Consider the following 26,793-nt stretch of genomic DNA (forward strand, 5'->3'; position numbering starts at 1 on the left):
CCTTCACCCCCGGTAATTTGTATCGAGCATGCTACGTAGCTTTTTCGCAAAGCCTTCATCTAACACAGCTACAACGACTCGCTCGTCTCTCCCAATCGCATGCCCTAATTGTTGTCGATTTTCGACTTTTTTCATTGGTACGTTGTAGTACGTCGTTTTATCAGTGATACGTTTAGTAGTGTTCGCTGACGCATCTTCAGAAAGCAATACGAGCTTTGCTTTACCACTTCGTACTTCTTTTAAAACGAGTTCTTCACCCGAAATGATTTTTCGAGCGCGATTTGCTAGTCCTAAAAACGATTTCCAATCGGACACTTATTTCGACTCCTTCTCAACAAGCTCAAGAAGCTCTTCGTACAGAGAACTGTCGATTTTCGCTTTTAGATGATGTTCCAAAATGTTTTTCTTTTGGGCTTGTATAATGCATTCTTTATCTTTTGACAAATATGCACCTCGTCCTGATTTTTTTCCAGATAAATCAATAGACACTTCGCCCTCTTTGGAACGAACAATGCGAACCAGCTCTCGTTTTGATTTCATCTCTTGCGTCGCAATACATTTTCGTAACGGAACTTTTCGATTGCTCATACTCATCACCTCTATTCGATTTCGTCTTCAACTGAATCGAATCCGAATGCGATTACGCTATCTTCTTCTGTAACAATTCCAAGTTGTTTCGCATCAGACTCACTTTTAATATCAATTTTCCAGCCTGTTAATTTAGCTGCAAGACGTGCATTTTGTCCACGCTTACCGATAGCTAACGATAGCTGGTGGTCTGGAACAACAACAGTTGTTGCTTTTTCATCTTCATCTACAAGTACTTTAACAACTTGTGATGGGCTTAAAGCATTTGCAACATATTCAACTGGGTCATTTGACCAGCGAACGATGTCAATCTTTTCACCTTTTAGTTCATCTACAACACGTTGTACACGTTGTCCTTTCGGTCCTACGCAAGAACCAACTGGATCAACATCAATGTTTTCTGCATGCACAGAGATTTTAGAACGATCTCCTGCTTCGCGCGCTACAGAGCGAATTTCTACAGTTCCATCATAAATTTCTGGAACTTCCATTTCGAATAAACGTTTTAAAAGACCAGGATGTGTACGTGATACGTAAATTTGTGGTCCTTTTGTTGTCTTTTCTACTTTTGTAATAAATACGCGAATACGATCATGTGGCTTATATTGCTCATTTGGCATTTGCTCACTTACAGGTAATAAAGCTTCTACTTTGCCTAAGCTTACGTAGATGAAACGAGCATCTTGGCGTTGTACAATACCAACCATAATGTCTTCTTCACGATCACTAAATTCTGAGTAAATAACACCACGTTCTGCTTCACGAACTCGTTGTGTTACAACTTGTTTTGCAGTTTGCGCTGCAATACGACCAAAATCTTTTGGCGTTACTTCAATTTCTAGTACGTCGCCATCTTGGTAGTTTGGATTAATTTGTCTTGCCTCTTCTACAGAGATTTCAAGACGTGGATCAAACACATTATCAACAACGTCCTTACGTGCTAAAACTTGAATTGTTCCCACTTCTGGGTTAAAGCTCACACGAACGTTTTGTGCTTGGTTAAAATTGCGTTTATAAGCAGAGATTAATGCTGCTTCAATCGCATCAATAATAATATCTTTACTAATACCTTTTTCTGACTCTAATACGAGCAAAGCATCTAACAACTCAGTGCTCATGAAGATCCCCCTTCTTACTAAAACGTAACAGCAAGTCGCGCATTTGCAACTTTATCCATTGGAATTTGGATTTCTTTTTTACGTGTTTTAATTGTTAATAGTAGTGTAATTGTAGTACCGTCGTAGGAAAGTAACTTTCCTTCAAACATCTTTTCGCCATCAATTGGCTCATATGTTTTAATTGCCACTTGTTTTCCTACCGCTTGCTGGAAGTCTTTCTCTTTCTTTAATGGGCGTTCTGCTCCAGGAGATGATACATCCAAAAAGTAAAGGTGAGGAATTGGATCCTCTTTATCTAAAGCTTCGCTTAAACGTTCACTTACCGCACCGCATTCTTCAATGTCGACTCCCTTTTCAGAATCGATGAATACGCGTAAGAACCAGTCTTGTCCTTCTTTCACATACTCTACATCTACAAGTTCAAGATTTAACTCTTCAACGATTGGCTGCGCAAATGCTTCTACAACTTCTGTGACTTTCTTATCCATAAACAGCCTCCTTCCTGCCGCCATGTACCATTTACAAGAAAAGATCCCGTTCACAAAGACGGTCTATCTTATTCTTTCTCGTTAGCTAACAAAAGCCCCTGCCGTTAAGCAGGGAATATCTGTCTTAGTATTACCAAATTTAAGAAGTAAAACTTGTAACAAAATATGTATATACGACAGAAATGTCTTTACTATCTACATGAATAAAATGTAGATAGTAACACGAAAGAGTGGGTTTCCCCACTCTCTTTTTCACAAAATATACATGACATGGTTATCTCGGTTTATAGTATACCATAGCAAATATTGATTTGCAAAGACTTTTCCTACCTATTAGAACAGTGATAATTGGTTTTGATCTGGCAAATCTCCTAAACAACCTTGGCTATCTAAATACTCAATAATTGTTTTCGAAACCTTACTTCGCTGCTGTAAGTCTTCTTTTGATAAGAAGTCTCCATTTTTGCGCGCTTCCACAATACTTAAGGCTGCGTTCGTACCAAGACCAGGCACTGCATTAAATGGAGGAATTAAAGTATCCCCATCAATAATAAACTCAGTTGCATGCGAGCGGTATAAATCGACCTTTTGGAATGAATATCCACGCTCACACATTTCCAGTGTCATTTCTAGTACTGTTAATAAACTCTTCTCTTTCGGCGCTGCATCCAATCCTTTTTGAGCAATTTCATCAATTTTTACACGTATGGATGCTGAACCTTTCGCCATCGCCTCTACATCAAAATCATCTGCACGGACTGTAAAATATGCCGCATAGAATAAAAGTGCAAAATGTACTTTAAAGTATGCGATACGCACAGCCATAAGTACGTAAGCAGCCGCATGGGCTTTAGGGAACATGTATTTAATCTTCTTACATGAATCAATATACCAACCTGGCACATTATTACCTTTCATGTCATCTTCCCATTCTTCTGGTACACCTTTACCTTTACGAACCGACTCCATGATTTTGAAGGCTAATGATGGATCTAAACCTTGATAGATTAAATATACCATGATGTCATCACGACAACCGATAACTTCACTCAGCGTACATGTACCGTTATAAATTAACTCATTTGCATTACCAAGCCATACGTCAGTACCATGTGACAGCCCAGAAATTTGGACCAATTCTGAAAATGTCGTTGGTTTTGTCTCTTCTAACATCTGTCTTACGAACTTCGTACCGAATTCCGGGATACCAAGTGTACCTGTTTTACAGTTAATTTGTTCTTCCGTTACCCCTAACGTTTCTGGACCAGAGAAAATTTTCATTACTTCTGGATCATCCGTTGGGATTGTTTTCGGATCAATACCACTTAGATCTTGTAACATACGAATAACGGTCGGATCATCGTGTCCTAGTATATCAAGTTTCAATAAATTATCATGAATCGAGTGGAAGTCAAAATGCGTTGTTCTCCACTCAGCACCAATTGAATCAGCAGGAAACTGTATTGGTGAGAAATCAAAGATATCCATGTAATCTGGCACAACGATAATACCACCTGGATGCTGTCCAGTTGTACGTTTTACCCCTGTACATCCCGCTACTAAGCGATCAATCTCTGCATTTCGAATTGTTAAATTGTGATCATTTGCATAACCTTTTACATATCCATAAGCGGTTTTTTCCGCAACTGTACCAATCGTTCCAGCACGGTATACATAGTCTTCACCGAACAGTACTTTCGTATAGTTATGGGCACGTGGTTGGTATTCCCCGGAGAAGTTCAAATCGATATCGGGTACCTTATCTCCTTTAAATCCAAGGAACGTTTCGAATGGAATATCATGTCCATCTTTCACATATGCCACATTACATGTCGGACAATCTTTATCTGGTAAGTCGAAACCAGAGCCTACGGAACCATCATTAAAGAATTCAGATTGCTTGCACTTTGGACAGACATAGTGTGGTGGTAATGGGTTTACTTCTGTAATTTCCATCATCGTTGCAACGAACGATGAACCTACCGAACCACGCGAACCTACTAGATATCCGTCGACTAACGATTTTTTCACAAGCTTATGTGAGATTAAATAGATAACGGCAAATCCATGTCCAATAATACTTTTCAATTCTTTTTCTAAACGAGCCTCTACAATTTCTGGTAGTTCTTCACCATATATACTGCGTGCCATTTTATAACTCATATCACGTGTTTCATCATCGGCACCCTCAATTTTCGGTGTATATAGATCATCTTTTACTGGACGAACATCACCAATTAATGACGCAACCTTTTGTGTATTCGTCACAACAACTTCTTTCGCTTTGTCTTCACCTAAAAATGAAAAACACTCTAGCATTTCATCAGTTGTACGGAAATGTACTGGCGGTAATGAATGTCGATTTAACGGATTGGCTCCGCCCTGCGAACTGACTAAAATTTTACGATACATTGCATCTTCTGGATCTAAGTAATGCACGTTCCCTGTAGCAACAACTGGTTTATCTAACGTCTCGCCTAGTTTTACTAAGTTAGAGATAATTGTTTTTAATTGTCCCTCATCTCGAACGAGTTCACGCTCTACTAAATGACGCAACACCTCTGGAGGCATTACTTCAATGTAATCATAAAACTGTGCAATTTCTTCTACCTCTTCAGGAGCTTTTTGCATCATTGCCTCAAACACTTCACCTTTATCACAAGCCGTTCCTACTAAAATTCCTTCACGATATTTTTTTAATAGTGACCTCGGTACTCGTGGTACACGGTAAAAGTAATTAAGGTGAGAATATGAAACAAGTTTATATAAATTTTTCAATCCAACATCTGATGTGGCAAGTAACGTCAGATGGCTTGGACGGCCACGCTTATACGCATCCCCTTGCCCCATACTATCATTTAATTGATCGTGATATTCAAATCCCTTTTCAATTACGTCTTTCAACATTTTCACAAGTAAATATCCCGTCGCTTCTGTATCATAAATCGCACGGTGATGTTGCGTTAATTCAATATCAAGTTTTTTACACATCGTATTTAATCGGTGATTTTTCATTTCTGGGAATAAGAATCGTGCAAGTTCTAACGTATCAATAACAGGGTTATTCGTTTTTTCTAACCCAGCCTTTTTAAAACCTACGTTAATAAATCCCATATCGAAGCTTGCGTTATGGGCAACAAGGGTATGGTCACCCATCCATTCCTCAAACTTTTTAAACACTTCGTCCACTTCTGGTGCATCAGTTAACATATCATCTGTAATACCTGTTAATTCAATAATCGTCGCTGATAATGGTTGATGTGGGTTTGCAAAAGATTCAAAACGATCAATGATTTCGCCACCCTTTACTTTTACGGCAGCCAACTCAATGACTGTATCGTATACAGCTGATAAACCTGTCGTCTCAACGTCGAAAACAACATACGTTTCCTCCGCAAGTAAACGATGCGCTTCGTTATACGCTATCGGTACACCATCATTAACTAAATTCGCTTCTACACCGTATATAACTTTAACTCCAGCCTTTTTCCCCGCAGAATATGCCTCCGGGAACGACTGAGCCACAGCATGGTCTGTAACCGCAATAGCTTCATGTCCCCATTTACCAGCTTGGGCAACAAGCCTAGAAACAGGAGTAACAGCATCCATTTGGCTCATGGGAGTGTGAAGATGAAGTTCTACACGCTTTTCGCCTTCTGGCGCTTTATCTTTACGAGACGGACCTGTTATTTCATTAATATCATTCGCAATCATTACTAAATCTCGAACAAATGTATCGTTTTGAACTGAACCACGGGCTTTCACCCACATTCCTTTTTTCAAGGATTGCAGCATTGGAATATCTTCTTTGTCACGCGAGAACATTTTGATCATAATAGAATCCGTATAATCCGTTATTTTTAAAGTTAATAACGTACGTCCACTACGAAGCTCTTTTGTCTCTACATGGAAGACATATCCTTGAACCGTTTTTCTTCTTTCTTCATCTTGAATTTCTCGCATCGGTGTAATCTCTTCATCTGGCTTAATAAGATACCCGAGTGTAATCGGTCCTTCATACACAACGCTACTTTCTTCAGCTTGCTTCTTCGCCATTTCTTCCATAGCTTGTATAACACGCTCGCGGTCTTCTTGCTGCGTTTGCTCACGAAACTTTTGCATTTCTTCTGCATTTTGCTGTATATGTGTGTCTAACTGGAAACGTGGAAATCCAAAAGCTTCGTATTGATCCCCTACTGGTTTCGCAACGTTTTTCTTTAAAGCAGTAGACTCCAGCTCATTATTCACATTTATTAGCAACTTCACTCCATTCACCTGCGGAAGCTGTTTCTTTAAGTAAGCAAACATAGGTGAAAATGTAATTCGTTCCGTACAAAGCGGCCAATACGCCCTCACTTCTTCTTCTGTAAATTGTTTATTCTCTGTTTCTAATGCAAATGTTGTTCTTGCAATATGAGAAAATGATTGCTTAAGCTTTGTTTCTAGCAATTCATATAATTCTGTAGGCAAAATACGTGGCACTTGTAAATCAAAATGCCAACTTTTATTCGCTTTATCAATAACGAGCCTTTCAATACCACCGCCTTGTAAATATTGATTTATAAGGTCGTCTGGTATTTGCAACTGCTGGAGCAAAATTTGAAATCGCTCTTGTTGTTCATTTGTTAAAGACATAAGCACTCTCCTTCCATTTGCTATTATAAATTGAAACGTACTACAAAGAAAGATTTCTCACTTCTTCTTTTACAAAATACGTTTACAAAGAAAGAGAAGGTACCCCATTACGAGGTACCTCTTCTTATTTTAAAATATTTGCAATATATGTTTGAAGTTCTTCTACTTTTACTTCTTCAGACTCACCTGTAGCACGTACTTTCACTTCTACAATACCTTCGTCTGCTTTTTTACCAACTGTAACACGAACTGGAAGGCCGAATAAATCTGCATCTGCAAATTTAACACCTGCACGTTCTGCACGATCGTCTAATAACACTTCATAGCCTTTTTCTTGTAATGAGTTGTAGATGTTTTCACCCATTTCACGTTGTGCATCAGATTTCATATTTACTGGAATTACATGCACATGGAACGGTGCTACAGCTTTCGGCCAAACTAAGCCGTTCTCATCATTAAACTGCTCTGCAATTGCTGCCACTGTACGAGATACACCGATACCGTAACAACCCATAATAAGTGGTTGTGTTTTCCCATTTTCATCTAGGAATGTTGCGTTCATTGCTTCACTATAACGAGTTCCTAATTTGAATACATGACCAACTTCAATTCCACGTGCAAAAAGAATTGTTCCGTTTCCGTCTGGAGATTGGTCTCCTTCTTGAATAAAGCGTAAATCTGTATACTGACTTACTTTAAAGTCACGTTCTGGATTTACATTTACATAATGGAATCCTTCTTCGTTCGCTCCTGAACATCCGTTGACAATTGATGCTACAGCATGGTCAGCGATAATTTCGATATCACCTGTTACACCAATCGGTCCTAATGAACCAACTTCACAATTTAATAATTCTTTTACTTCCTCATGAGAAGCAAGCTCAACAACTGAAGCGCCGTATACATTTTTCACTTTTACATCGTTTACTTCGTGATCACCACGAACAAGTACAACTACTAATTTCTCATCTACTTTAAATACCATAGACTTAATACACTTGTCAGCTTCAATGTTTAAGAATGCAGATACTTCTTCAATCGCTTTTTGATCTGGCGTTGCAACCTTTTCAAGTGCCATTTCCGCTTCGTCACTCTTCGTATACGTAGCTACAACAGGAGCCATTTCAATGTTCGCTGCATAATCAGATGTATCAGAGTATGCAATTGTATCTTCACCAACATCAGATAATACCATGAATTCATGTGTATCTTTTCCGCCCATTGCTCCAGAATCAGCAATAACTGCACGGAAGTTCAAACCACAACGAGCAAAAATGTTAGAATATGCTTTGTATAAGCGATCGTATACTTCATCTAAGCTCTCTTGTGTAGCATGGAAAGAGTATGCATCTTTCATTAGAAACTCTCTTCCACGTAATAAACCGAAACGAGGTCTTTGTTCATCGCGGAATTTCGTTTGAATTTGATATAATGTTAACGGTAATTTTTTATATGATTTTATTTCATCACGTACAAGATCAGTAATTACTTCTTCATGCGTCGCTCCTAAAGCAAACTCACGAGCGTTACGATCTTTCATACGCATTAATTCAGATCCGTAAGAATACCAACGACCTGATTCTTGCCATAATTCTGCAGCTTGCATAGCTGGCATCAATAATTCCACAGCTCCTGCGCGCTCCATTTCTTCTCGAACGATACGTTCTACTTTGTGTAATACTTTTAACCCAAATGGTAGAAAACTATAAATACCAGAAGCATTTTGACGCATAAAACCTGCGCGAAGTAATAATTGATGACTCTTAATTTCAGCATCAGCTGGAACTTCACGTAATGTAGGACTGAATACCATACTTTGTTTCATTTATTTGCACCTCTTCATTTTACTCTTACACGCAGTAAAACCCCTCACCTCGAATTAGGTGAGGGATTTTATTCTACGGGCTCTATTTCATTATAAGTTTCATTCTATTTTACAAGAAAAACTTACGAATGTCATTCCATGTTACAACTAACATTAATAACATTAATAATGCAAAACCAATAAAGTGAACCATTCCTTCTTTTTGACGGTCAATTGGTTTTCCTCGTAACGCCTCAATTAAGAAGAAGAATAAACGGCCACCGTCTAAAGCAGGAACTGGTAATAAATTGAATAAACCAAGATTAATACTTAAAACTGCCGCTAAACTTAGTACACGCGTAAATCCATAATCTACAACTTGATCTGTTAGATTATAAATTCCTACTGGACCTGACAACTCATTAATAGAAAATTGACCAGTTACTAATTTCACAAGAGATTCAAAAATTAGTTTCGTCCATTGGTATGTTTGTTCAAATCCTGATTTAATAGAACCCATTACTGTTTTCTCTACAGGGGAATAAACACCAATTCTACCAACTTCGTCTTTTCCTTCTTTATCGAGTGTTGGCGTTACTTTCACATTAAACTGTTCATTATCACGCTTTACTTGTAACGTAATTTCTTTATCCGGATTTTCACGTACAATGTCAACAACATCTTTCCATGTACTTGTGTTTTTTCCATCAATCGCTTGAATTGTATCATTCTCTTTCAATCCAGCTTGCTGTGCTGCACTATTATCCATCACTTTTCCGACCATTGGTTTGTCAATAGGAACCCCTTGTACAAATCCAAGAATCACAAAAATAACAAATGCTAAAATGAAGTTCATTGCAGGACCCGCAAAGATTGTTAAAGCGCGTTGCCCTAATTTTTTTGAACCAAATTGTCTATTATACGGAGCAATTTGAATTTCTTCCCCCGCAGTAATAATACGAGCTTTTTCATTCACTCGGAACGTTTGAAGCTCTTCCTCGTACTCCTCATAGCCCGAAATTGTTAGATTGTGCTCCAAATCAGCTTGTTCGACTTCAATGACACGAACATTTGGATACTTTTCATATCCATCAAAAACTAATTTCACAACTTCGTCTTTTTCATTTAATACAAGGCCAACCTTTTTCCCAGGCTTTAACTCAACTGTGTCCGCATCCTCGCCAGCCATTCTTACATAGCCACCAAGGGGCAGTAATCGAATCGTATACACCGTTTCATTCTTTTCAAATGAGAATATTTTCGGACCAAAACCAATCGCAAACTCGCGGCATAAAATACCTGCTCTTTTTGCGAAATATAGATGTCCTAGCTCATGGAAAAATACGAGTGCACCGAAAATTAATATAAAGGCAATCGCTGTATTCAATTCCATAACCACCTTTGCTAAATTTGTTCCATCACAAACCGTCTTGTGGCTGCATCAATTTCCAGAATTTCCTCTAAGCTCGGACGTGCAATGACATTGTGATGGTTCATTGCTTTTTCAATGAGGTCTTCTACTGTTAAGAAACCAATTCTCTTTTGTAAAAAGGCTTCAACAGCTACTTCATTCGCTGCGTTCATTACAGCTGGCATACTTCCACCTGCTTTTCCAGCTTCATACGCAAAACGTAGACAACGGAATCTTTCTTGGTCCATTTTCTCAAAATGCAACGTCCCTATTTCCCATAAGTTTAACTGTTTTGTGTCTGAAAGAGGCAATCTATCAGGATATGTAAGTGCGTATTGAATTGGTACTCGCATATCAGGTGAACCAAGCTGCGCCATTACACTACGATCTTCAAATTCAACCATAGAATGGATAATACTTTCTTTATGTAAAACAACATCGATTTGCTCGTAAGGGATACCAAAAAGCCAATGTGCTTCAATTACTTCTAGTCCCTTATTCATCATTGTAGCAGAATCAATTGTAATTTTCGAACCCATTGACCAGTTTGGATGTCGAAGCGCATCTTCTACGGTCACATGATGCAATTCATCCCTCGTTTTATCACGGAAACTTCCACCAGAAGCCGTTATAATAAGACGAGAAATTCTTTTCTCATTTTCACCATTCAAGCATTGAAAAATAGCTGAATGTTCACTATCTACTGGAAGTAACGAAACATTATGTTTTCGTGCTGCTTCCATTACAAGATGTCCTGCAGTTACTAACGTTTCTTTATTTGCAATTCCAATTGTTTTTTTCGCCTCAATTGCACGAAGTGTTGGTAACAACCCTACGCTACCTACAACAGCATTTACTACAATCTCCGCATCTGGATGTAATGCTACTTCTAAAAGCCCTTCACTACCATATACAATTTTTGTATTACCAGAAACAGCTTGTAATTTTAAAACATCTTCCTCTCTTTGCACAGAGACGATTTGCGGAGAAAATTCTTGAATTACCTTTACTGCGTAGTCAATATTTTTCCCTACAGAAAAAGCAACGAGACGGAATTGGTCTGGGTGCGAGCGTAATACATCTAAAGTTTGTGTACCAATTGATCCGCTCGCACCTAATAAACTAATGTTTTTCATGACTCCAACCCCTCGTTCATTTATTAATTGTATTGTAATAAGAAGTAGAGAATTGGTAAAACGAATAACCAACTATCTGTTCGATCTAATATACCACCATGTCCAGGTAAAATTGTACCTGAATCCTTTACGCCATAATGACGTTTAAAAGCAGATTGTACTAAATCACCAATTTGTCCAAAAATAGAAATGATAATTGTCAGCACAATTAAAATTACTACATTCGATTCAACTGGGAAGAACGCGTTGTAAACAAGTGCCACGATAATTCCGCAAACGATGCCGCCTAATGAACCTTCAATCGTTTTATTTGGACTAATTTCTGGCCACAATTTTCTCTTGCCTAATGCTTTTCCTACGAAATATGCGCCTGAATCAGTAGCCCATATAATAAATAATGCGCAAAACACATATTTAATTCCTAATATTCTCGTTTCATTTAAATATAAGAATCCCATTGCCACATATGTCGTTGCCATCAGTAAAAATGAAGCATTATCAAAAGTAAATGTATTCTTAGAAAGGACTGTATATGATAAAAGTAATAAAACAATCACAAATGTGATTTCCAATTTACCTAATCCAATCCATGTAAACAGTTCTGATGCACTACTTGGAATTAAAAGAATCCACAATAATACTGCAGCTAAAACTGTCGGTACTGAAATAAGCGTAAGCTTATTCATACGAATTAATTCATATAAACCTATAGAAGCAAGTGCATACACTAAAACCGTAAAAGGCACGCCACCGTATATTACGATGGGAATGAATAGCGCGGCAGCAACCACTCCAGTAATAATTCTCTGTTTCACTACCAAACCCTCTCTTTCTACACGCCTCCGAATCTGCGCCCTCTATGTTGAAAGTCAGTAATTGCATTTAGCAAATGTTCTTCTTTGAAGTCTGGCCAATACACGTCTGTAAACCAAAACTCCGAATACGCAATTTGCCATAACATGAAATTACTAATACGTAGCTCTCCGCTTGTTCGGATTAACAACTCTGGATCAGGTAAAGAACTCGTCATTAAGTAGGAAGAAAGCATTTCTTCACTTACCTCTTCAGAACGAATTTTTCCTTCCTCGTTATCTTTCATCATATGTTGCACAGCAGAAACGATTTCATCTCGACTTCCATAGTTTAACGCGAAATTAAGAATTAATCCCGTATTCTCTTTCGTATCTTCCATGGCTTTCTCCATCGCTCTGCGTGTATGCGTAGGAAGACGATCTTTTTGCCCTATTACTCGGACTTGTACGTTTTCTTCAATCAATTCTGGTAAAAATGTACCTAGAAATTCTTCTGGAAGCTTCATTAAATAATCAACTTCCTTTTTCGGTCTTTTCCAGTTCTCAGTTGAAAAAGCATAGAGAGTTAACACTTTCACATTAAGTTTACTTGCAAATTTTGTAATTTTCTTTACAACTTGCATACCTTCATGATGTCCCGCAATACGAGGCATTGCTCTCCTCTTTGCCCATCTTCCATTCCCATCCATAATGATGGCAATATGTTCTGGGATATATCCTTTTTTCACTTCTTCAACGAGATGATCAAACGATGTGTCCTTTTTACCTTTAAAAAAAGGAAAGTTTTTAAACATCATTCATACCCTCCAACAAGCAGACGTATGCCTAAAAGTGTAAAAAGACCCCCTTAAGAAGAGGGTCATATTTGCGAAGTAATCGCTATTACACTTCCATGATTTCTTTTTCTTTGTTTTTTGCGATTTCGTCAACTTTTGCAATATATTTATCTGTTTCTTTTTGGATATCTTCAGTATATCCTCTTAAATCATCTTCTGTAATCTCGCCAGCTTTTTCAAGCTTCTTAAGATCATCATTTCCGTCACGACGTACGTTACGAACAGCAACTTTTGCTTCTTCAGCATATTTTTTCACAACTTTAACAAGATCACGACGACGCTCTTCTGTTAATGCAGGGAATGCAATACGAATTACAGTTCCATCATTAGAAGGGTTTAAGCCTAAATCTGCTTTTAAAATTGCTTTTTCGATATCACCGATAGAAGTTTTATCATAAGGTTGAATTACAAGTAAACGTGCTTCTGGAACTGTAATGTTCGCTAATTGCACAACTGGTGTTGGTGCACCATAGTAATCAACTTGTACCTTATCTAATACAGACGAGCTTGCACGACCAGCGCGAACTGTTGCTAATTCACGAGAATAAGCAGCAACTGCTTTTTCCATTTTTTCATTTGAAGACTTCAATACTTGTTGTCCCATATTTATTTCCCCCTTACAACTGTTCCAATATTTTCGCCTAAAACGGCACGTTTAATATTACCTTTTTCCATAACCGAGAATACAATTAATGGAATATCATTATCCATACATAGAGAAGAAGCTGTAGAATCCATTACACCTAAACCTTCTTTTAATACATCTAAGTAAGTAAGCGTTTCGTATTTCGTAGCCGTTGGGTCAATAGATGGATCTGCGCTATATACGCCATCCACATTATTTTTCGCCATTAAAATAACGTCTGCTTCGATTTCCGCTGCACGTAATGCTGCTGTTGTATCTGTAGAGAAGTATGGATTACCTGTACCTGCTGCAAAGATAACAACACGTTTTTTCTCTAAGTGACGAACTGCTTTACGGCGAATGTAAGGCTCTGCCACTTGACGCATCTCAATTGAAGTTTGTACACGAGTTTGGATTCCAATATTCTCCAAGCTATCTTGAAGAGCTAATGAATTCATAACTGTAGCTAACATGCCCATGTAATCTGCTCCTGCACGATCCATGCCCATTTCACTTCCAATTTTCCCACGCCAAATGTTACCGCCACCAACAACAACAGCAACCTCTACATCAAGTTCTGCAATTTCTTTTACTTGTTCTGCAACTGACTTAATAACAGTTGGATTAATTCCAAATCCTTGCTCTCCAGCTAAAGCTTCTCCACTTAACTTTAAAACGACACGATTATATTTCGGTTTACTCATAATGAACCTCCAATTGCTTACATCTTTATTTTAAAAAAGGGAACACAATGTGTTCCCTAATCTGTATTAGTTACTACCTTTTACTTGGTTCATTACTTCTTCAGCAAAGTTGTCTTCACGTTTTTCGATACCTTCGCCAACAGCGTAGCGAACGAATCCTTTTAATGTTCCGCCTTTAGACTCAACGAACTGACGAACTTTCATATCAGGGTTTTTAACGAATGCTTGGTCAAGTAAGCAAATCTCTTCGAAGAATTTGCCTAGACGGCCTTCAACCATTTTTGCAACGATTTTTTCAGGCTTGCCTTCGTTTAATGCTTGTTGTGTTAATACTTGACGCTCATGCTCAACTTCTTCAGCTGTTACAGCATCGCGGTCGATGTATTTAGGGTTAACTGCTGCAATGTGCATTGCTACATCTTTAGCAGCTGCTTCATCAGTAGAACCTTCAAGAACTGTTAATACACCAATACGTCCACCCATGTGTAGGTAAGCGCCGAATGCATCTGCATCAGTTTTTGATACGATTTCGAAACGACGAAGTGTAAGTTTTTCACCAATTTTAGCGATTGCTTCGTTGATGTGCTCTTCTACTGTTTTGCCGCCTTCAATTGTTTGAGTCATAGCTTCTTCAACGTTAGCAGGTTTGTTAGCTAATAAGTGAGCAGCTAGTTCTTTAATTAATGCTTGGAAACCTTCGTTTTTCGCAACGAAATCAGTTTCAGAGTTTAATTCTAAGATTAAAGCGTCGTTACCGTTTGTTTCGATGAAAGTTAAACCTTCAGCAGCAATGCGGTCTGCTTTTTTAGCAGCTTTCGCAATACCTTTTTCACGTAAGAAGTCAATTGCCTTCTCCATGTCGCCGTTAGTTTCTGTTAAAGCTTTTTTGCAGTCCATCATACCTGCGCCAGTTTTTTCACGTAATTCTTTTACCATTTGAGCAGTGATTGCCATACTTTTCATCCTCCTAAAATATGTATTTATACTTTTTATAAAGGTGTTTATACCTTAAAAAAGGTGATAAAAGGCCGAACCCCTTATCACCTTTCCAACTTTGTTACGCAGTAACAGTTTCTTCACCTTGTTTTGCTTCAAGGATCGCGTCTGCCATTTTAGATGTAAGAAGTTTTACAGCACGAATTGCATCATCGTTTGCTGGGATAACGTGATCGATTTCGTCTGGATCACAGTTTGTATCAACGATACCGATGATTGGAATGTGTAATTTGCGTGCTTCAGCAACTGCAATACGCTCTTTACGAGGGTCTACTACGAATAATGCACTTGGAAGACCTTTCATATCTTTAATACCGCCTAAGAATTTCTCAAGACGCTCTAACTCTTTTTTAAGTTGAACAACTTCTTTCTTAGGTAGTACTTCGAAAGTACCATCTTCTTGCATTCTTTCGATGTCTTTAAGACGCTTGATACGCTTTTGGATTGTTTGGAAGTTTGTTAAAGTTCCACCTAACCAACGTTGGTTAACGAAGTACATACCCGCACGAGTTGCTTCTTCTTTAATAGCTTCTTGTGCTTGTTTTTTAGTACCTACGAATAAAATGTCTCCACCTTCAGCAGCGATGTCACGCATCGTTCTGTAAGCTTCCTCAACTTTTTTCACAGTTTTTTGTAAGTCGATGATGTAGATACCGTTACGCTCTGTGAAAATGTAACGCTTCATTTTTGGGTTCCAACGACGAGTTTGATGTCCGAAATGAACACCAGCTTCAAGCAATTGCTTCATAGAAATTACTGACATAATATAGTTCCTCCTAAATGGTTTTTGATATCCTCCGTTTACTTCATCTCTAAGCGAAACTACAAACGTAGCACCAACACTTAAATCAGTAAACGTGTGTACTTTGTACTGACACCACTGCTTACTATATCATACTGAAATATTACAATCAAGTCGAAAATGCGAACAATGTAAAACTTTCTTTGTTCATACTCGAATTCTAGTATTACCAACCTTCATTTCTTTTAAGCAAAAAAGCAAAATACAATTAATAGTTTTCCCAGAAAACACGCTTATGCCACTTTTCACAAGCACCATCAATCATTGCACAAAAAAACTCTCCTCAATCGAGGAGAGTTCTTTATAAATTAGTTTGTTTTTAATTTAGCAAGTTCCTGTAGAAACTTGTCGTTTAGCACTTTAATGTATGTTCCTTTCATACCTAAAGAGCGAGACTCAATAACACCAGCACTTTCTAATTTACGTAGTGCATTTACGATTACAGAGCGAGTAATTCCTACGCGATCAGCAATTTTACTTGCAACAAGTAAACCTTCTGTTCCATTTAATTCTTCGAAGATGTGCTCAATTGCTTCTAACTCACTGTAAGATAATGAGCTGATCGCCATTTGAACAACAGCTTTACTACGTGCTTCCTCTTCGATTTCTTCTGCTTTTTCACGTAAGATTTCCATACCTACAACAGTTGAGCTGTACTCAGCAAGGATTAAATCGTCATCTAAGAACTCTTGACCTAGACGAGCTAATACTAATGTACCTAGACGCTCACCACCACCAACGATTGGTACGATTGTAGTTAAACCTTGACCAAATAATTCTCTGTTTTCTACTGGGAATGCTGTGTAAGCACTGTTCACATCCAAGTTTGAAGATGTTTCTGTAATGTTGAATAAGCTTTGTGTATATTCTTCTGGGAATTGACGTTCTGCAAGCATTTGCTTCATGCGTTCGTTTTCGATTTGTTGGTGAATTGCATAACCTAGTAATTTACCACGACGGCTAACTACGAATACGTTTGCTTCGATTACTTCACACATTGTGTCAGACATTTCTCTAAAGTTTACAGGCTTCCCTGCTGCGCTCTGTAATAACGCATTTAATTTTCTTGTTTTTGCTAATAATTCCATTTCAAAAGTTCCTCCTACATGTTACTCACATATTTTTTCATCACTTGGAAACTAGGGCGAGTCACCTGATGACACTATTACAAAATAAACTGGCTCACATCTTTATTTTTAGCAATTGATGCTAATTTCTCCTCAACGTATTGAGGGGTTATCGTTATTTTCTCTAACGTAATTTCAGATGCTTCAAACGATAAATCTTCAAGGAGCTTCTCCATAATCGTATGAAGTCTTCTTGCTCCAATATTATCTGTATCCTGATTAACTTGATAAGCAATCTCAGCAATCTTACGAATAGCTTCGTCTGAAAATTCAATTTCTATACCTTCAGTCGCTAATAATGCCATATATTGTTTAATTAACGCATTGTCAGGCTCGATTAATATTTTAACAAAATCGTCTGTCGATAATTTCGTTAATTCTACTCGAATCGGAAATCTCCCTTGCAATTCCGGAATTAAATCCGACGGTTTAGACATATGGAACGCTCCAGCTGCAACGAATAAAATATAATCCGTTTTTACTGATCCGTATTTTGTCGCAACATTCGACCCTTCTACAATTGGCAAAATGTCACGTTGCACACCTTCACGTGATACATCTACGCTATTCGACTGCTTACCAGCAATTTTGTCAATTTCATCGATAAAAATAATCCCGAGCTGTTCAGCACGATAAACAGCCTCTTGTGTAACTTCATCCATATCAATTAAGCGCTGTGCCTCTTCATTTGTCAAGAGTTTTCTTGCTTCTTTTACAGAAAGTTTACGTTTTTTTGTTTTTTTCGGCATAAAACTCCCTAACGCATCTTGGAAATTCATTCCCATTTGCTCCATGCCAGTTCCTTGTAACATATCAAACATTGACGACTGTTGCTCAGTCACTTCAATCGATACAATTTCGTCTTCAAGAAGCCCTGCAGCAAGCTTTCTCTCCACATCTTGACGTTTCTTTTCAATTTCACCATCTTCTTGTGTATCAGACGTTTGACTCGAATTTTGAGCGCCCCCAAAAAGCATCTCTAATGGATTTTTAAATCCAGATTGCTTCTCCGGACTCGGCACTAAAATTTCAACAAGACGTTGATTCGCTTGCTCTTCTGCTTTATCTTGAACTTTCACTACCATTTCTTCTTTTACAATACGAACCGATGTTTCCACAAGGTCACGTACCATCGACTCTACATCTCTACCCACATATCCAACTTCTGTAAATTTTGTAGCCTCAACCTTAATAAAAGGTGCTCCAACGAGTTTCGCCATTCGTCGTGCTACCTCTGTTTTCCCAACACCTGTCGGTCCAATCATCAAAATGTTTTTAGGTGCTATTTCATCACGTAAATTTTCAGCTAATTTACTGCGACGGTATCGATTTCTCAACGCTACAGCAACCGCTTTCTTTGCGTCTTTTTGACCGATGATGTATTGATCTAATTTTTCCACAATTTGGCGCGGAGTAAAATGTAAATGCATATAAAATGCCTCCCTTACGATTCTACAATTCTTCAACAATTATGTTGTGATTCGTATAAACACAAATATCGCCAGCAATCTCTAAACTCGCTTTCGCAATTTGTTTCGCTGTTAAGTGTTCACTTGCATATTGCTTTAAAGCACGACCTGCAGAAAGTGCATAATTCCCACCAGATCCAATTGCTAAAATACCATCATCCGGTTCAATCACTTCTCCTGTACCTGAAACAAGGAGCATAGTTGTTTTATCCATGACAATGAGCATCGCTTCTAGTTGACGTAACATTTTATCGCCACGCCATTGTTTTGCCATTTCAACAGCTGCACGCTGCAAGTTGCCATTATACTCTTCTAATTTTCCTTCAAACATTTCAAAAAGAGTAAATGCATCAGCAACTGAACCTGCAAAACCAGCTAAAACTTTACCTTGGAAAAGTCTGCGAACTTTACGAGCTGTATGTTTCATTACAACAGCATTTCCCATTGTCACCTGACCATCTCCAGCCATTGCACATTCTCCATTATGATGAACTGCAAATATCGTTGTAGCGTGGAAATTCCCCATAGAAAAAACTCCTTTATTTGTTTTTATAGCTTTTAAAGCAATTTATGCCCGCGGGTGATGCTTCATGTAAACAGAACGCAATCTTTCTTTAGAGACATGCGTATAAATTTGTGTGGTCGACAAATTCTCATGACCTAATAGCTCCTGTACAGTACGTAAATCCGCCCCTTCATCTAACATATGTGTAGCAAATGTATGCCTTAACATATGGGGACTTATTCGCATTGTCAGTGAAGCCTTTTTAATGAGTTCATTTAAAACATAACGCACTCCACGACTTGTTAGCGGTGTACCTTTCGCATTTAAAAACACCATACGAGAGTCTTCGTCAGTCTTATTAACTAACTGTTTTCTCCCATTCTCTATATAAGTAATTAAAGAATCTTGCGCATAGCTTCCGAACGGAATATACCTTTGTTTTTTTCCTTTTCCCATTACTAAAATTGTTCCCACCGCAAAGTCAATATCGGTAAGTTGTAAATTGACACATTCACTCACACGGATTCCAGTCGCATACATCAACTCTAATAAAGCTTGATTCCTTTGACCTAATGGCGTTCCCGTGTCAGAAACTTCAAATAATTCCTCTAACTCTTCAGCATATAAAAACTTTGGGATTGACAATTCTTTTTTGGGGAGTGACGCAAGTGCAAACGGATTATCTTTCCGATAACCTTCACGCATCAAAAAACGATATAAACTTCGTAAGCTTGATACTTTTCTTGCGACAGATTTACGGGCTAACTTTTCATCGTGCAACGTCGTTAAGTACAAACGAACATCCGCGTATGTAACGTCTAAAAAAGAGGATATGCCTTCTCGCTCCATAAATTGCACAAAATGTTCTAAATCATTTTGATAACTTGCAATTGTATATTTTGAATAATTTCTTTCAATTTGTAAATATCCAACGAATAATTGTAACAATTTCTTCACATTCACACAACTCACCTCAATAAAGGCTACTAAATCGTATCACAACTTAGTAGCCTTTGCAAGAAATTTAACTAAATATTTACAAAATTTTGAATTGTTTCTAAAGCGCGTGTTGCGTATGCTTCATTTCGTTCCGCTTTCTTTTTGATCTTCTTCTCTAACGGTGCAAATAGACCGAAGTTCGCATTCATCGGTTGGAAGTTTTTAGCGTTCGTTGCCGTAATGTAATTTGCCATGCTGCCCATCGCAGTTACTGACGGTAATACAACTGGCTCTTCACCTTGCACAAGACGTGCAGCATTAATTCCTGCTAATAATCCTGATGCTGCTGATTCAACATATCCCTCTACTCCAGTCATTTGACCAGCGAAGAATAAATCATCACGTTGTTTATATTGATATGTTGGACGAAGCAAATTAGGTGAATTAATAAACGTATTACGATGCATTACACCATAACGTACAATCTCTGCATTTTCCAGTCCCGGTATTAACTGTAGCACTTCTTTTTGTGGTCCCCACTTTAAATGCGTTTGGAAACCTACGATATTGTATAAAGTTCCTGCTGCATCATCTTGACGTAACTGAACAACAGCATATGGCGTTTTCCCTGTTTTTGGATCTTCCAATCCAACAGGTTTCATAGGTCCAAATACTAGCGTCTGTCTCCCTCTACTTGCCATAACTTCTACTGGCATACAACCTTCAAAGAAAATTTCTTTTTCAAACTCTTTTAAAGGCACTGTCTCAGCAGCAATTAAAGCCTCATAAAAACGGTCAAACTCTTCTTCTGTCATTGGGCAATTTAAATATGCAGCTTCCCCTTTGTCATAACGCGATTTTAAATATACTTTATTCATGTCAATACTGTCTTTTTCTACGATTGGTGCTGCCGCATCGTAGAAATAGAAATAATCTTCACCTGTTAGTTCTTTTAATTGTGCAGCAAGATCAGGAGATGTAAGTGGACCTGTTGCAATAATTGTTGGTCCTTCTGGAATTTCAGTAAGCTCTTCGTTCACTACCGTTACATTCGGATGGTTTTTTACGTATTCTGTTACTTTAGCTGCGAACTCATGACGGTCTACAGCTAACGCACCTCCAGCTGGTACAGAGCACTCATCTGCCGCACGAATAATTACAGAATCCATTAAACGCATTTCCTCTTTAATAACTCCAACTGCATTTGTTAAAGTGTTTGCACGAAGTGAGTTACTACATACTAATTCAGCAAATTTATCTGTGTGATGAGCTGGCGTTTGCCTTACCGGCCTCATTTCATATAATCTAACTTGGACACCACGTTTTGCAATTTGGTAAGCCGCTTCACTTCCTGCAAGACCTGCGCCAATGACGTTTACTACTTGTGTTGTCATATATATCACCTTTCCTTTTCTTCCCGAAAAAAATGTGAGCAGTTACGCTCACATTTGTTGTTCTTCTTCATAATCGCACGAAATACATTGTACTTGCACGCCTTTTTTCAACTTCTTCTCTACAAGCATGCCTTCACACTTCGGACATTTACGACCAATCGGCTTATCCCAAGATACAAAGTCACATTCTGGATACGTACCGCATCCATAGAAAAGGCGTTTCTTTTTGTTACTACGACGCTCAATAATTTGTCCTTCTTCACATTTCGGACAAGTTACACCGATTTCTTTCACAATCGGTTTTGTATTACGACAATCAGGGAAATTCGAACAAGCCATAAACTTCCCGTATTTACCCATTTTAAAGACCATTGGATGTCCGCATAATTCACAGTCTTCCCCAGCTGGCTCATCTTTAATTTCCACTTCACGCATTTCTTTTTCCGCTTTTTCTAAGCGCGGTTCAAATCCTACGTAGAAATCATCAACAATTTTCACCCAATTGGCATTTCCTTCTTCCACTTCATCAAGGCTTTGCTCCATATTGGCAGTAAATTCAATGTTAATAATTTCCGGGAAAAATTCTAAAATAAGTTCAATTACTATTTCACCAAGTTCAGTCGGAACGAAGCGTTTATTATCCAAGCCTACATATCCACGTTTTTGAATCGTTTCAAGTGTAGGTACATAAGTCGACGGTCTTCCAATTCCAAGTTCTTCAAGTGTTCTTACTAGACGAGCCTCTGTATAGCGCGGAGGAGGTTGTGTAAAATGTTGCTTCGGTTCTAAATCCTTCGAAAATACAGTTTCCCCTACTTCTAAAGGCGGCAACATCTTATCCTTTTCTTCAGCACCATCATCTTTCGACTCTACATACACTTTCATAAATCCTGGGAACTTTACAACCGATCCACTTGCACGGAACTGAACATTGTTATTAATGAGTCTCGCTGTCACAGTATCCATTATAGCAGACGCCATTTGACTTGCAACAAATCGCTCCCAAATCAATTTATATAATCGAAGTTGATCACGACTTAAGAAACTTTTTAGTTCCTCTGGCTTTCTCATTACCGAAGTAGGACGAATTGCCTCATGTGCATCTTGTGCATTTGACTTTTTCGTTTCTTTCTTCTTTTCTGTTCCTATGTATTCCGTACCATACGCTTCAGTGATGTAAGTACGAGCCTCTGTTTGAGCTGTTTCTGAGATACGTGTTGAATCAGTTCTCATATACGTAATAAGACCTACAGTTCCTTGTTTTCCAAGATCTATCCCTTCATACAATTGCTGTGCAAGCATCATCGTTTTCTTTGCTCGCATGTTTAACTTACGTGCTGCTTCTTGTTGCAAGGAAGATGTTGTAAACGGTAATGCAGGATTACGTTTTCGCTCTTTGCGCGTTACATTTTCAACTGAAAACGCATTGTCTTTCATCTGTTCAATTATTTCATTCACTTGCGTTTCATTCGTTAATTGAACCTTTTCCCCATCTACACCGTAAAAGCTTGCTTCAAATGTGTCTTTTCCTTTTACAAATTCTGTTTTAATTGTCCAGAATTCTTCAGGTTCAAAGCTTTGAATTTCCTTTTCACGTTCGATGATTAAACGAACTGCTACAGATTGTACACGCCCTGCACTTAATCCTTTTTTTACTTTCTTCCATAATAAAGGACTAATATTGTAACCAACAAGACGATCAAGTATACGTCTTGCTTGTTGTGCATCTACTAAATCCATATTAATTGCACGAGGATGTTTAAATGATTCTTTGATTGCATCTTTCGTAATCTCATTAAACACAACCCGACAATCTGATTCAACGTCCACATTTAACGTATTCGCTAAATGCCAAGCAATTGCTTCCCCTTCGCGGTCTGGATCGGCCGCGAGATAGACTTTCTTTGCTTTTTTCGCCGCTGATTTTAAATCTTTTAAGACGGGACCTTTACCACGAATGGTAATATACTTCGGGGTGAAGTTGTTCTTTACTTCTATCCCCATTTGACTTTTTGGCAAATCGCGAACATGTCCCATAGACGCGACAACTTTGTATTTTTTCCCTAAATATTTCTCAATGGTCTTCGCCTTAGAAGGCGACTCCACGATCACGAGGTAATCTGACATGCTAGTGCCTCCTTAAGAGGTGGATTCAAGTCTTCATTAATCTTATTGATTTCTCTTGTTTTTGTCAATCAAGAATGAATATACCATACAGTGCCAATCTACCATTTGTCAATAATTGTTTAATAAAAATTTAAAAATATAAGGTTAATTTAAAATCTCTTCCAAGATATCTTCTGCATTTCTTACTAATTTTGCGCCTTGTTGAATAAGATGATTTGTTCCCGATGCCCCCTCTATAAATATAGGTCCAGGAAGCGCAAACACCTCTCTATTTTGCTCTAACGCAAGGTCTGCAGTAATAAGTGTCCCACTTCTCGATTTCGCTTCTACAACTAAAACACCTTTACTTATACCACTAATAATCCGGTTCCTTTTTGGAAAATACCATTTTTTCGGTGCATAGTGCGGAGGATACTCTGTCAATAACAATATATATTCCTTCCACATTTCATATAAATGTCTATTTTCTTTCGGATACATAAACGACAATCCATGCCCTAATATCCCAATAGTGGGACAATGATGCCTTACTGTAATCTCATGAGACATTGTATCTATCCCTTTTGCAAACCCACTGACAATAAGCCACTCTCTTTCTAATAAAGGGTGTAAAATAAATTTCAAGCTCTCATGACCATATAATGATGGTTCTCTCGTTCCAACAACTGCTAATTTATTTACTTTATTTAGAAAATCTTTCTCTCCTTTTCCATATAAAACGAAGGGAGGGTCTTGTATTTCACGTAATAATTGTGGATAATTTTCATCCCATATCGTTATATAAAAGATACGATTTTTCTCTAAATAAGATATATATTGCGGAAGATTTGAACTTTGAAGAAATTTCACTAGTTCTGAAGATTTTTTCGAGGATATTCCAGTGTAGTGCTCCATTTGTTTTTCGTTAAAATTATATATGTTCTTTAATTCTGGATCGACATATAGTAGCCTCTCCATCGCTTTCCAATAATCTGCTAGCAAGTAATGAAGATGTAATAACCGCTCTCTTTTCATCTTGATTCTCCTTACCCATAATTTTTATTATGTAAACAGAAAAAAGTGTAAAAAGACACCCTCAAGTAAGAAGGTGTCTTTCAACAGATTAATAGTTTTTGCAAGTCTCAAATAGACCTTTTTCTTTTAAAACAGAGATTAGCGTTTCTCCCATAACTGCTGGAGTTTCAGCTACTTTAATGCCACAAGCTTCCATTGTTTTAATCTTTTCAGCAGCAGTTCCTTTACCACCAGAAATGATTGCACCAGCATGGCCCATACGTTTGCCAGCAGGCGCTGTTTGACCACCAATGAAGCCTACAACAGGTTTTGTCATATTAGCTTTTACCCATTCAGCTGCCTCTTCTTCTGCTGTACCGCCGATTTCACCAATCATAATTACAGCATGTGTTTCTTCATCTTCATTAAATGCTTTTAACGCATCAATAAAGTCTGTACCGTTAACAGGGTCTCCACCGATACCTACAGCAGTAGATTGGCCAATACCTTCTTGTGTTAATTGATGTACAGCTTCATACGTTAATGTACCAGAGCGAGATACGATACCAACATGACCTTTTTTATGAATATATCCTGGCATAATACCAATCTTACATTCATCTGGTGTGATTACACCTGGGCAGTTTGGTCCAAGTAAACGTGTATGTTTACCAGCCATATATCTCTTTACGTTTACCATATCTAATACAGGAATTCCTTCAGTAATACATACTACTAAATCAATTTCTGCATCAACTGCTTCCATAATTGCATCTGCCGCAAAAGCGGGTGGAACGTATACAACTGAAGCGTTTGCGCCTGTTGCTTTCACTGCATCTTCTACTGTATCAAATACTGGTACACCTTCAATATCAGTGCCGCCTTTACCTGGTGTTACACCACCGACAATTTTCGTACCGTATTCAATCATTTGTTTTGTATGGAATAAACCTTGAGAACCTGTAATACCTTGAACAATAACTTTTGTATCTTTATTAACTAATACGCTCATTTTTCTCCCCCGCTTTCTATTAGCCCACTAGTGAAACAATTTTTTGTGCACCGTCTGCCATAGATTCTGCTGCAACAATATTTAAGCCAGACTCATTTAAAATTTTCTTACCTAATTCTACGTTTGTACCTTCAAGACGTACAACTAAAGGTAACTCAAGACCTACTTGTTTCGTTGCTTCAATAACACCTTCTGCAATAACATCACACTTCATAATACCACCAAAAATGTTAACGAAGATACCTTTTACATTTTTGTCAGAAAGGATAATTTTGAATGCTTCTGTAACTTTTTCAGCAGTTGCACCGCCACCAACATCTAAGAAGTTAGCTGGGTCACCGTGGTAATGTTTAATGATATCCATTGTAGCCATCGCTAAACCTGCACCATTAACCATACAACCGATATTTCCATCTAAAGGAATGTAGTTTAAATCGTATTTTGAAGCTTCAATTTCTTTTGAATCCTCTTCATCAAGATCACGAAGCTCTAAAATGTCTTTATGGCGATATAACGCATTAGAATCAAAGTTTAATTTTGCATCTAATGCCATAACTTTACCTTCACCTGTTGTAACAAGTGGGTTAATCTCAGCGATAGAGCAATCTTTTTCGATAAACGCACGGTATAAGCCCATCATAAACTTCACAGCTTGTCCTACAAGCTCTTTTGGAATATGGATGTTAAATGCAATTCGGCGTGCTTGGAAACCTTGTAAGCCTACTGCTGGATCAATATATTCTTTAAAGATTTTTTCAGGTGTTTTTTCTGCTACTTCTTCAATTTCTGTTCCGCCTTCTTCAGACGCCATTAAAACAACTTGAGAAGTTGCACGATCTAAAACTAGACCTACATAATATTCTTTTTTAATATCGCAACCTTCTTCGATAAGTAAGCGTTTTACTTCCTTACCTTCAGGACCTGTTTGATGTGTCACAAGTGTAGTTCCTAAAATGCTTTCTGCATATGTACGAACTTCATCTAAATTTTTTGCAACTTTTACTCCGCCAGCTTTGCCGCGTCCACCAGCGTGAATTTGTGCTTTCACTACACATACATCTGTTCCTAGTTCTTTCGCTGCTTCTACAGCTTCTTCTACTGTAAATGCAACCTTCCCGTTCGGAACGCTAACCCCATAGCTTCTAAGGACTGCCTTACCTTGGTACTCATGGATATTCATGGTCCCATCCTCCCCTGTTTTCCTGTTTTACTCGAAAAGTTTTTTAATGTTTAAAAAACATTACATTGCCATTGTATAAGATGATTGGCACG

At 38.0% G+C, this 26,793-nt stretch carries 23 protein-coding genes; all 23 read right to left on the reverse strand.

Annotation, left to right across the window (positions count from 1 at the left end):
- Positions 1 to 3: 3 nt before the first annotated feature.
- The 23 genes from BCG9842_RS18965 to sucC all read right to left on the reverse strand — a co-directional run bounded on the left by BCG9842_RS18965 (position 4) and on the right by sucC (position 26,701).
- Positions 4 to 315 carry a YlxQ family RNA-binding protein gene (locus tag BCG9842_RS18965; protein WP_001286522.1) on the reverse strand — a complete coding sequence of 104 codons (312 nt, stop codon included), beginning with the start codon at positions 313 to 315 and terminating at the stop codon, positions 4 to 6.
- Complete coding sequence (rnpM, locus tag BCG9842_RS18970) at positions 316 to 588, reverse strand: RNase P modulator RnpM (protein WP_000071123.1); 273 nt, start codon at positions 586 to 588, stop codon at positions 316 to 318.
- Positions 589 to 599: 11 nt separating this feature from the next.
- Complete coding sequence (gene nusA, locus BCG9842_RS18975) at positions 600 to 1,706, reverse strand: transcription termination factor NusA (protein ID WP_000102598.1); 1,107 nt, start codon at positions 1,704 to 1,706, stop codon at positions 600 to 602.
- Positions 1,707 to 1,723: 17 nt separating this feature from the next.
- Positions 1,724 to 2,194 carry a ribosome maturation factor RimP gene (rimP, locus tag BCG9842_RS18980; protein WP_000359095.1) on the reverse strand — a complete coding sequence of 157 codons (471 nt, stop codon included), beginning with the start codon at positions 2,192 to 2,194 and terminating at the stop codon, positions 1,724 to 1,726.
- Between the two features lie 333 nt (positions 2,195 to 2,527).
- The gene (locus BCG9842_RS18985; protein WP_000059996.1) at positions 2,528 to 6,829 is read right to left on the reverse strand and encodes a PolC-type DNA polymerase III; all 4,302 of its coding nucleotides are present in this window, start codon (positions 6,827 to 6,829) and stop codon (positions 2,528 to 2,530) included.
- 124 nt (positions 6,830 to 6,953) lie between these two features.
- Positions 6,954 to 8,654 carry a proline--tRNA ligase gene (locus tag BCG9842_RS18990; protein WP_000814295.1) on the reverse strand — a complete coding sequence of 567 codons (1,701 nt, stop codon included), beginning with the start codon at positions 8,652 to 8,654 and terminating at the stop codon, positions 6,954 to 6,956.
- Positions 8,655 to 8,763: 109 nt separating this feature from the next.
- Positions 8,764 to 10,020 carry an RIP metalloprotease RseP gene (rseP, locus tag BCG9842_RS18995; RefSeq protein WP_001090241.1) on the reverse strand — a complete coding sequence of 419 codons (1,257 nt, stop codon included), beginning with the start codon at positions 10,018 to 10,020 and terminating at the stop codon, positions 8,764 to 8,766.
- Between the two features lie 17 nt (positions 10,021 to 10,037).
- On the reverse strand, positions 10,038 to 11,180 hold the full coding sequence (gene dxr / locus BCG9842_RS19000; RefSeq protein WP_000790358.1) for a 1-deoxy-D-xylulose-5-phosphate reductoisomerase: 1,143 nt from the start codon (positions 11,178 to 11,180) through the stop codon (positions 10,038 to 10,040).
- Between the two features lie 23 nt (positions 11,181 to 11,203).
- Positions 11,204 to 11,995 carry a phosphatidate cytidylyltransferase gene (cdsA, locus tag BCG9842_RS19005; RefSeq protein ID WP_000813589.1) on the reverse strand — a complete coding sequence of 264 codons (792 nt, stop codon included), beginning with the start codon at positions 11,993 to 11,995 and terminating at the stop codon, positions 11,204 to 11,206.
- 17 nt (positions 11,996 to 12,012) lie between these two features.
- Positions 12,013 to 12,789, reverse strand: a complete 777-nt coding sequence (gene uppS / locus BCG9842_RS19010) for an isoprenyl transferase (RefSeq protein WP_000971296.1) — start codon at positions 12,787 to 12,789, stop codon at positions 12,013 to 12,015.
- An 85-nt stretch (positions 12,790 to 12,874) separates the two neighbouring features.
- Entirely contained in the window at positions 12,875 to 13,432 is a 558-nt protein-coding gene (frr, locus tag BCG9842_RS19015) for a ribosome recycling factor (protein WP_000531505.1), read from the reverse strand.
- A 2-nt stretch (positions 13,433 to 13,434) separates the two neighbouring features.
- Positions 13,435 to 14,157 carry a UMP kinase gene (gene pyrH, locus BCG9842_RS19020; RefSeq protein ID WP_000042669.1) on the reverse strand — a complete coding sequence of 241 codons (723 nt, stop codon included), beginning with the start codon at positions 14,155 to 14,157 and terminating at the stop codon, positions 13,435 to 13,437.
- 66 nt (positions 14,158 to 14,223) lie between these two features.
- On the reverse strand, positions 14,224 to 15,111 hold the full coding sequence (tsf, locus tag BCG9842_RS19025) for a translation elongation factor Ts (protein ID WP_001018576.1): 888 nt from the start codon (positions 15,109 to 15,111) through the stop codon (positions 14,224 to 14,226).
- A gap of 103 nt (positions 15,112 to 15,214) precedes the next feature.
- On the reverse strand, positions 15,215 to 15,916 hold the full coding sequence (gene rpsB, locus BCG9842_RS19030; protein ID WP_000111485.1) for a 30S ribosomal protein S2: 702 nt from the start codon (positions 15,914 to 15,916) through the stop codon (positions 15,215 to 15,217).
- A gap of 347 nt (positions 15,917 to 16,263) precedes the next feature.
- A complete protein-coding gene (codY, locus tag BCG9842_RS19035) occupies positions 16,264 to 17,043 on the reverse strand; it encodes a GTP-sensing pleiotropic transcriptional regulator CodY (RefSeq protein WP_000421290.1) in 780 nt (259 codons plus the stop codon).
- A gap of 77 nt (positions 17,044 to 17,120) precedes the next feature.
- Entirely contained in the window at positions 17,121 to 18,512 is a 1,392-nt protein-coding gene (gene hslU / locus BCG9842_RS19040) for an ATP-dependent protease ATPase subunit HslU (RefSeq protein ID WP_000550083.1), read from the reverse strand.
- A gap of 22 nt (positions 18,513 to 18,534) precedes the next feature.
- The gene (gene hslV / locus BCG9842_RS19045) at positions 18,535 to 19,077 is read right to left on the reverse strand and encodes an ATP-dependent protease proteolytic subunit HslV (RefSeq protein ID WP_000526274.1); all 543 of its coding nucleotides are present in this window, start codon (positions 19,075 to 19,077) and stop codon (positions 18,535 to 18,537) included.
- Positions 19,078 to 19,119: 42 nt separating this feature from the next.
- The gene (xerC, locus tag BCG9842_RS19050) at positions 19,120 to 20,019 is read right to left on the reverse strand and encodes a tyrosine recombinase XerC (protein WP_001101245.1); all 900 of its coding nucleotides are present in this window, start codon (positions 20,017 to 20,019) and stop codon (positions 19,120 to 19,122) included.
- Between the two features lie 65 nt (positions 20,020 to 20,084).
- Positions 20,085 to 21,389, reverse strand: coding sequence for an FADH(2)-oxidizing methylenetetrahydrofolate--tRNA-(uracil(54)-C(5))-methyltransferase TrmFO (gene trmFO, locus BCG9842_RS19055; protein ID WP_000213006.1), 1,305 nt, complete (start codon positions 21,387 to 21,389; stop codon positions 20,085 to 20,087).
- 48 nt (positions 21,390 to 21,437) lie between these two features.
- Entirely contained in the window at positions 21,438 to 23,516 is a 2,079-nt protein-coding gene (gene topA, locus BCG9842_RS19060) for a type I DNA topoisomerase (RefSeq protein ID WP_001286957.1), read from the reverse strand.
- A gap of 144 nt (positions 23,517 to 23,660) precedes the next feature.
- The gene (gene dprA / locus BCG9842_RS19065) at positions 23,661 to 24,530 is read right to left on the reverse strand and encodes a DNA-processing protein DprA (protein WP_000818044.1); all 870 of its coding nucleotides are present in this window, start codon (positions 24,528 to 24,530) and stop codon (positions 23,661 to 23,663) included.
- Positions 24,531 to 24,618: 88 nt separating this feature from the next.
- Complete coding sequence (gene sucD, locus BCG9842_RS19070) at positions 24,619 to 25,521, reverse strand: succinate--CoA ligase subunit alpha (protein WP_000115178.1); 903 nt, start codon at positions 25,519 to 25,521, stop codon at positions 24,619 to 24,621.
- 19 nt (positions 25,522 to 25,540) lie between these two features.
- Positions 25,541 to 26,701 carry an ADP-forming succinate--CoA ligase subunit beta gene (gene sucC, locus BCG9842_RS19075; RefSeq protein ID WP_001020784.1) on the reverse strand — a complete coding sequence of 387 codons (1,161 nt, stop codon included), beginning with the start codon at positions 26,699 to 26,701 and terminating at the stop codon, positions 25,541 to 25,543.
- Between the last annotated feature and the right edge of the window lie 92 nt (positions 26,702 to 26,793).

It is taken from the genome of Bacillus cereus G9842 (genome assembly GCF_000021305.1).
Lineage (GTDB): Bacteria > Bacillota > Bacilli > Bacillales > Bacillaceae_G > Bacillus_A > Bacillus_A thuringiensis_S.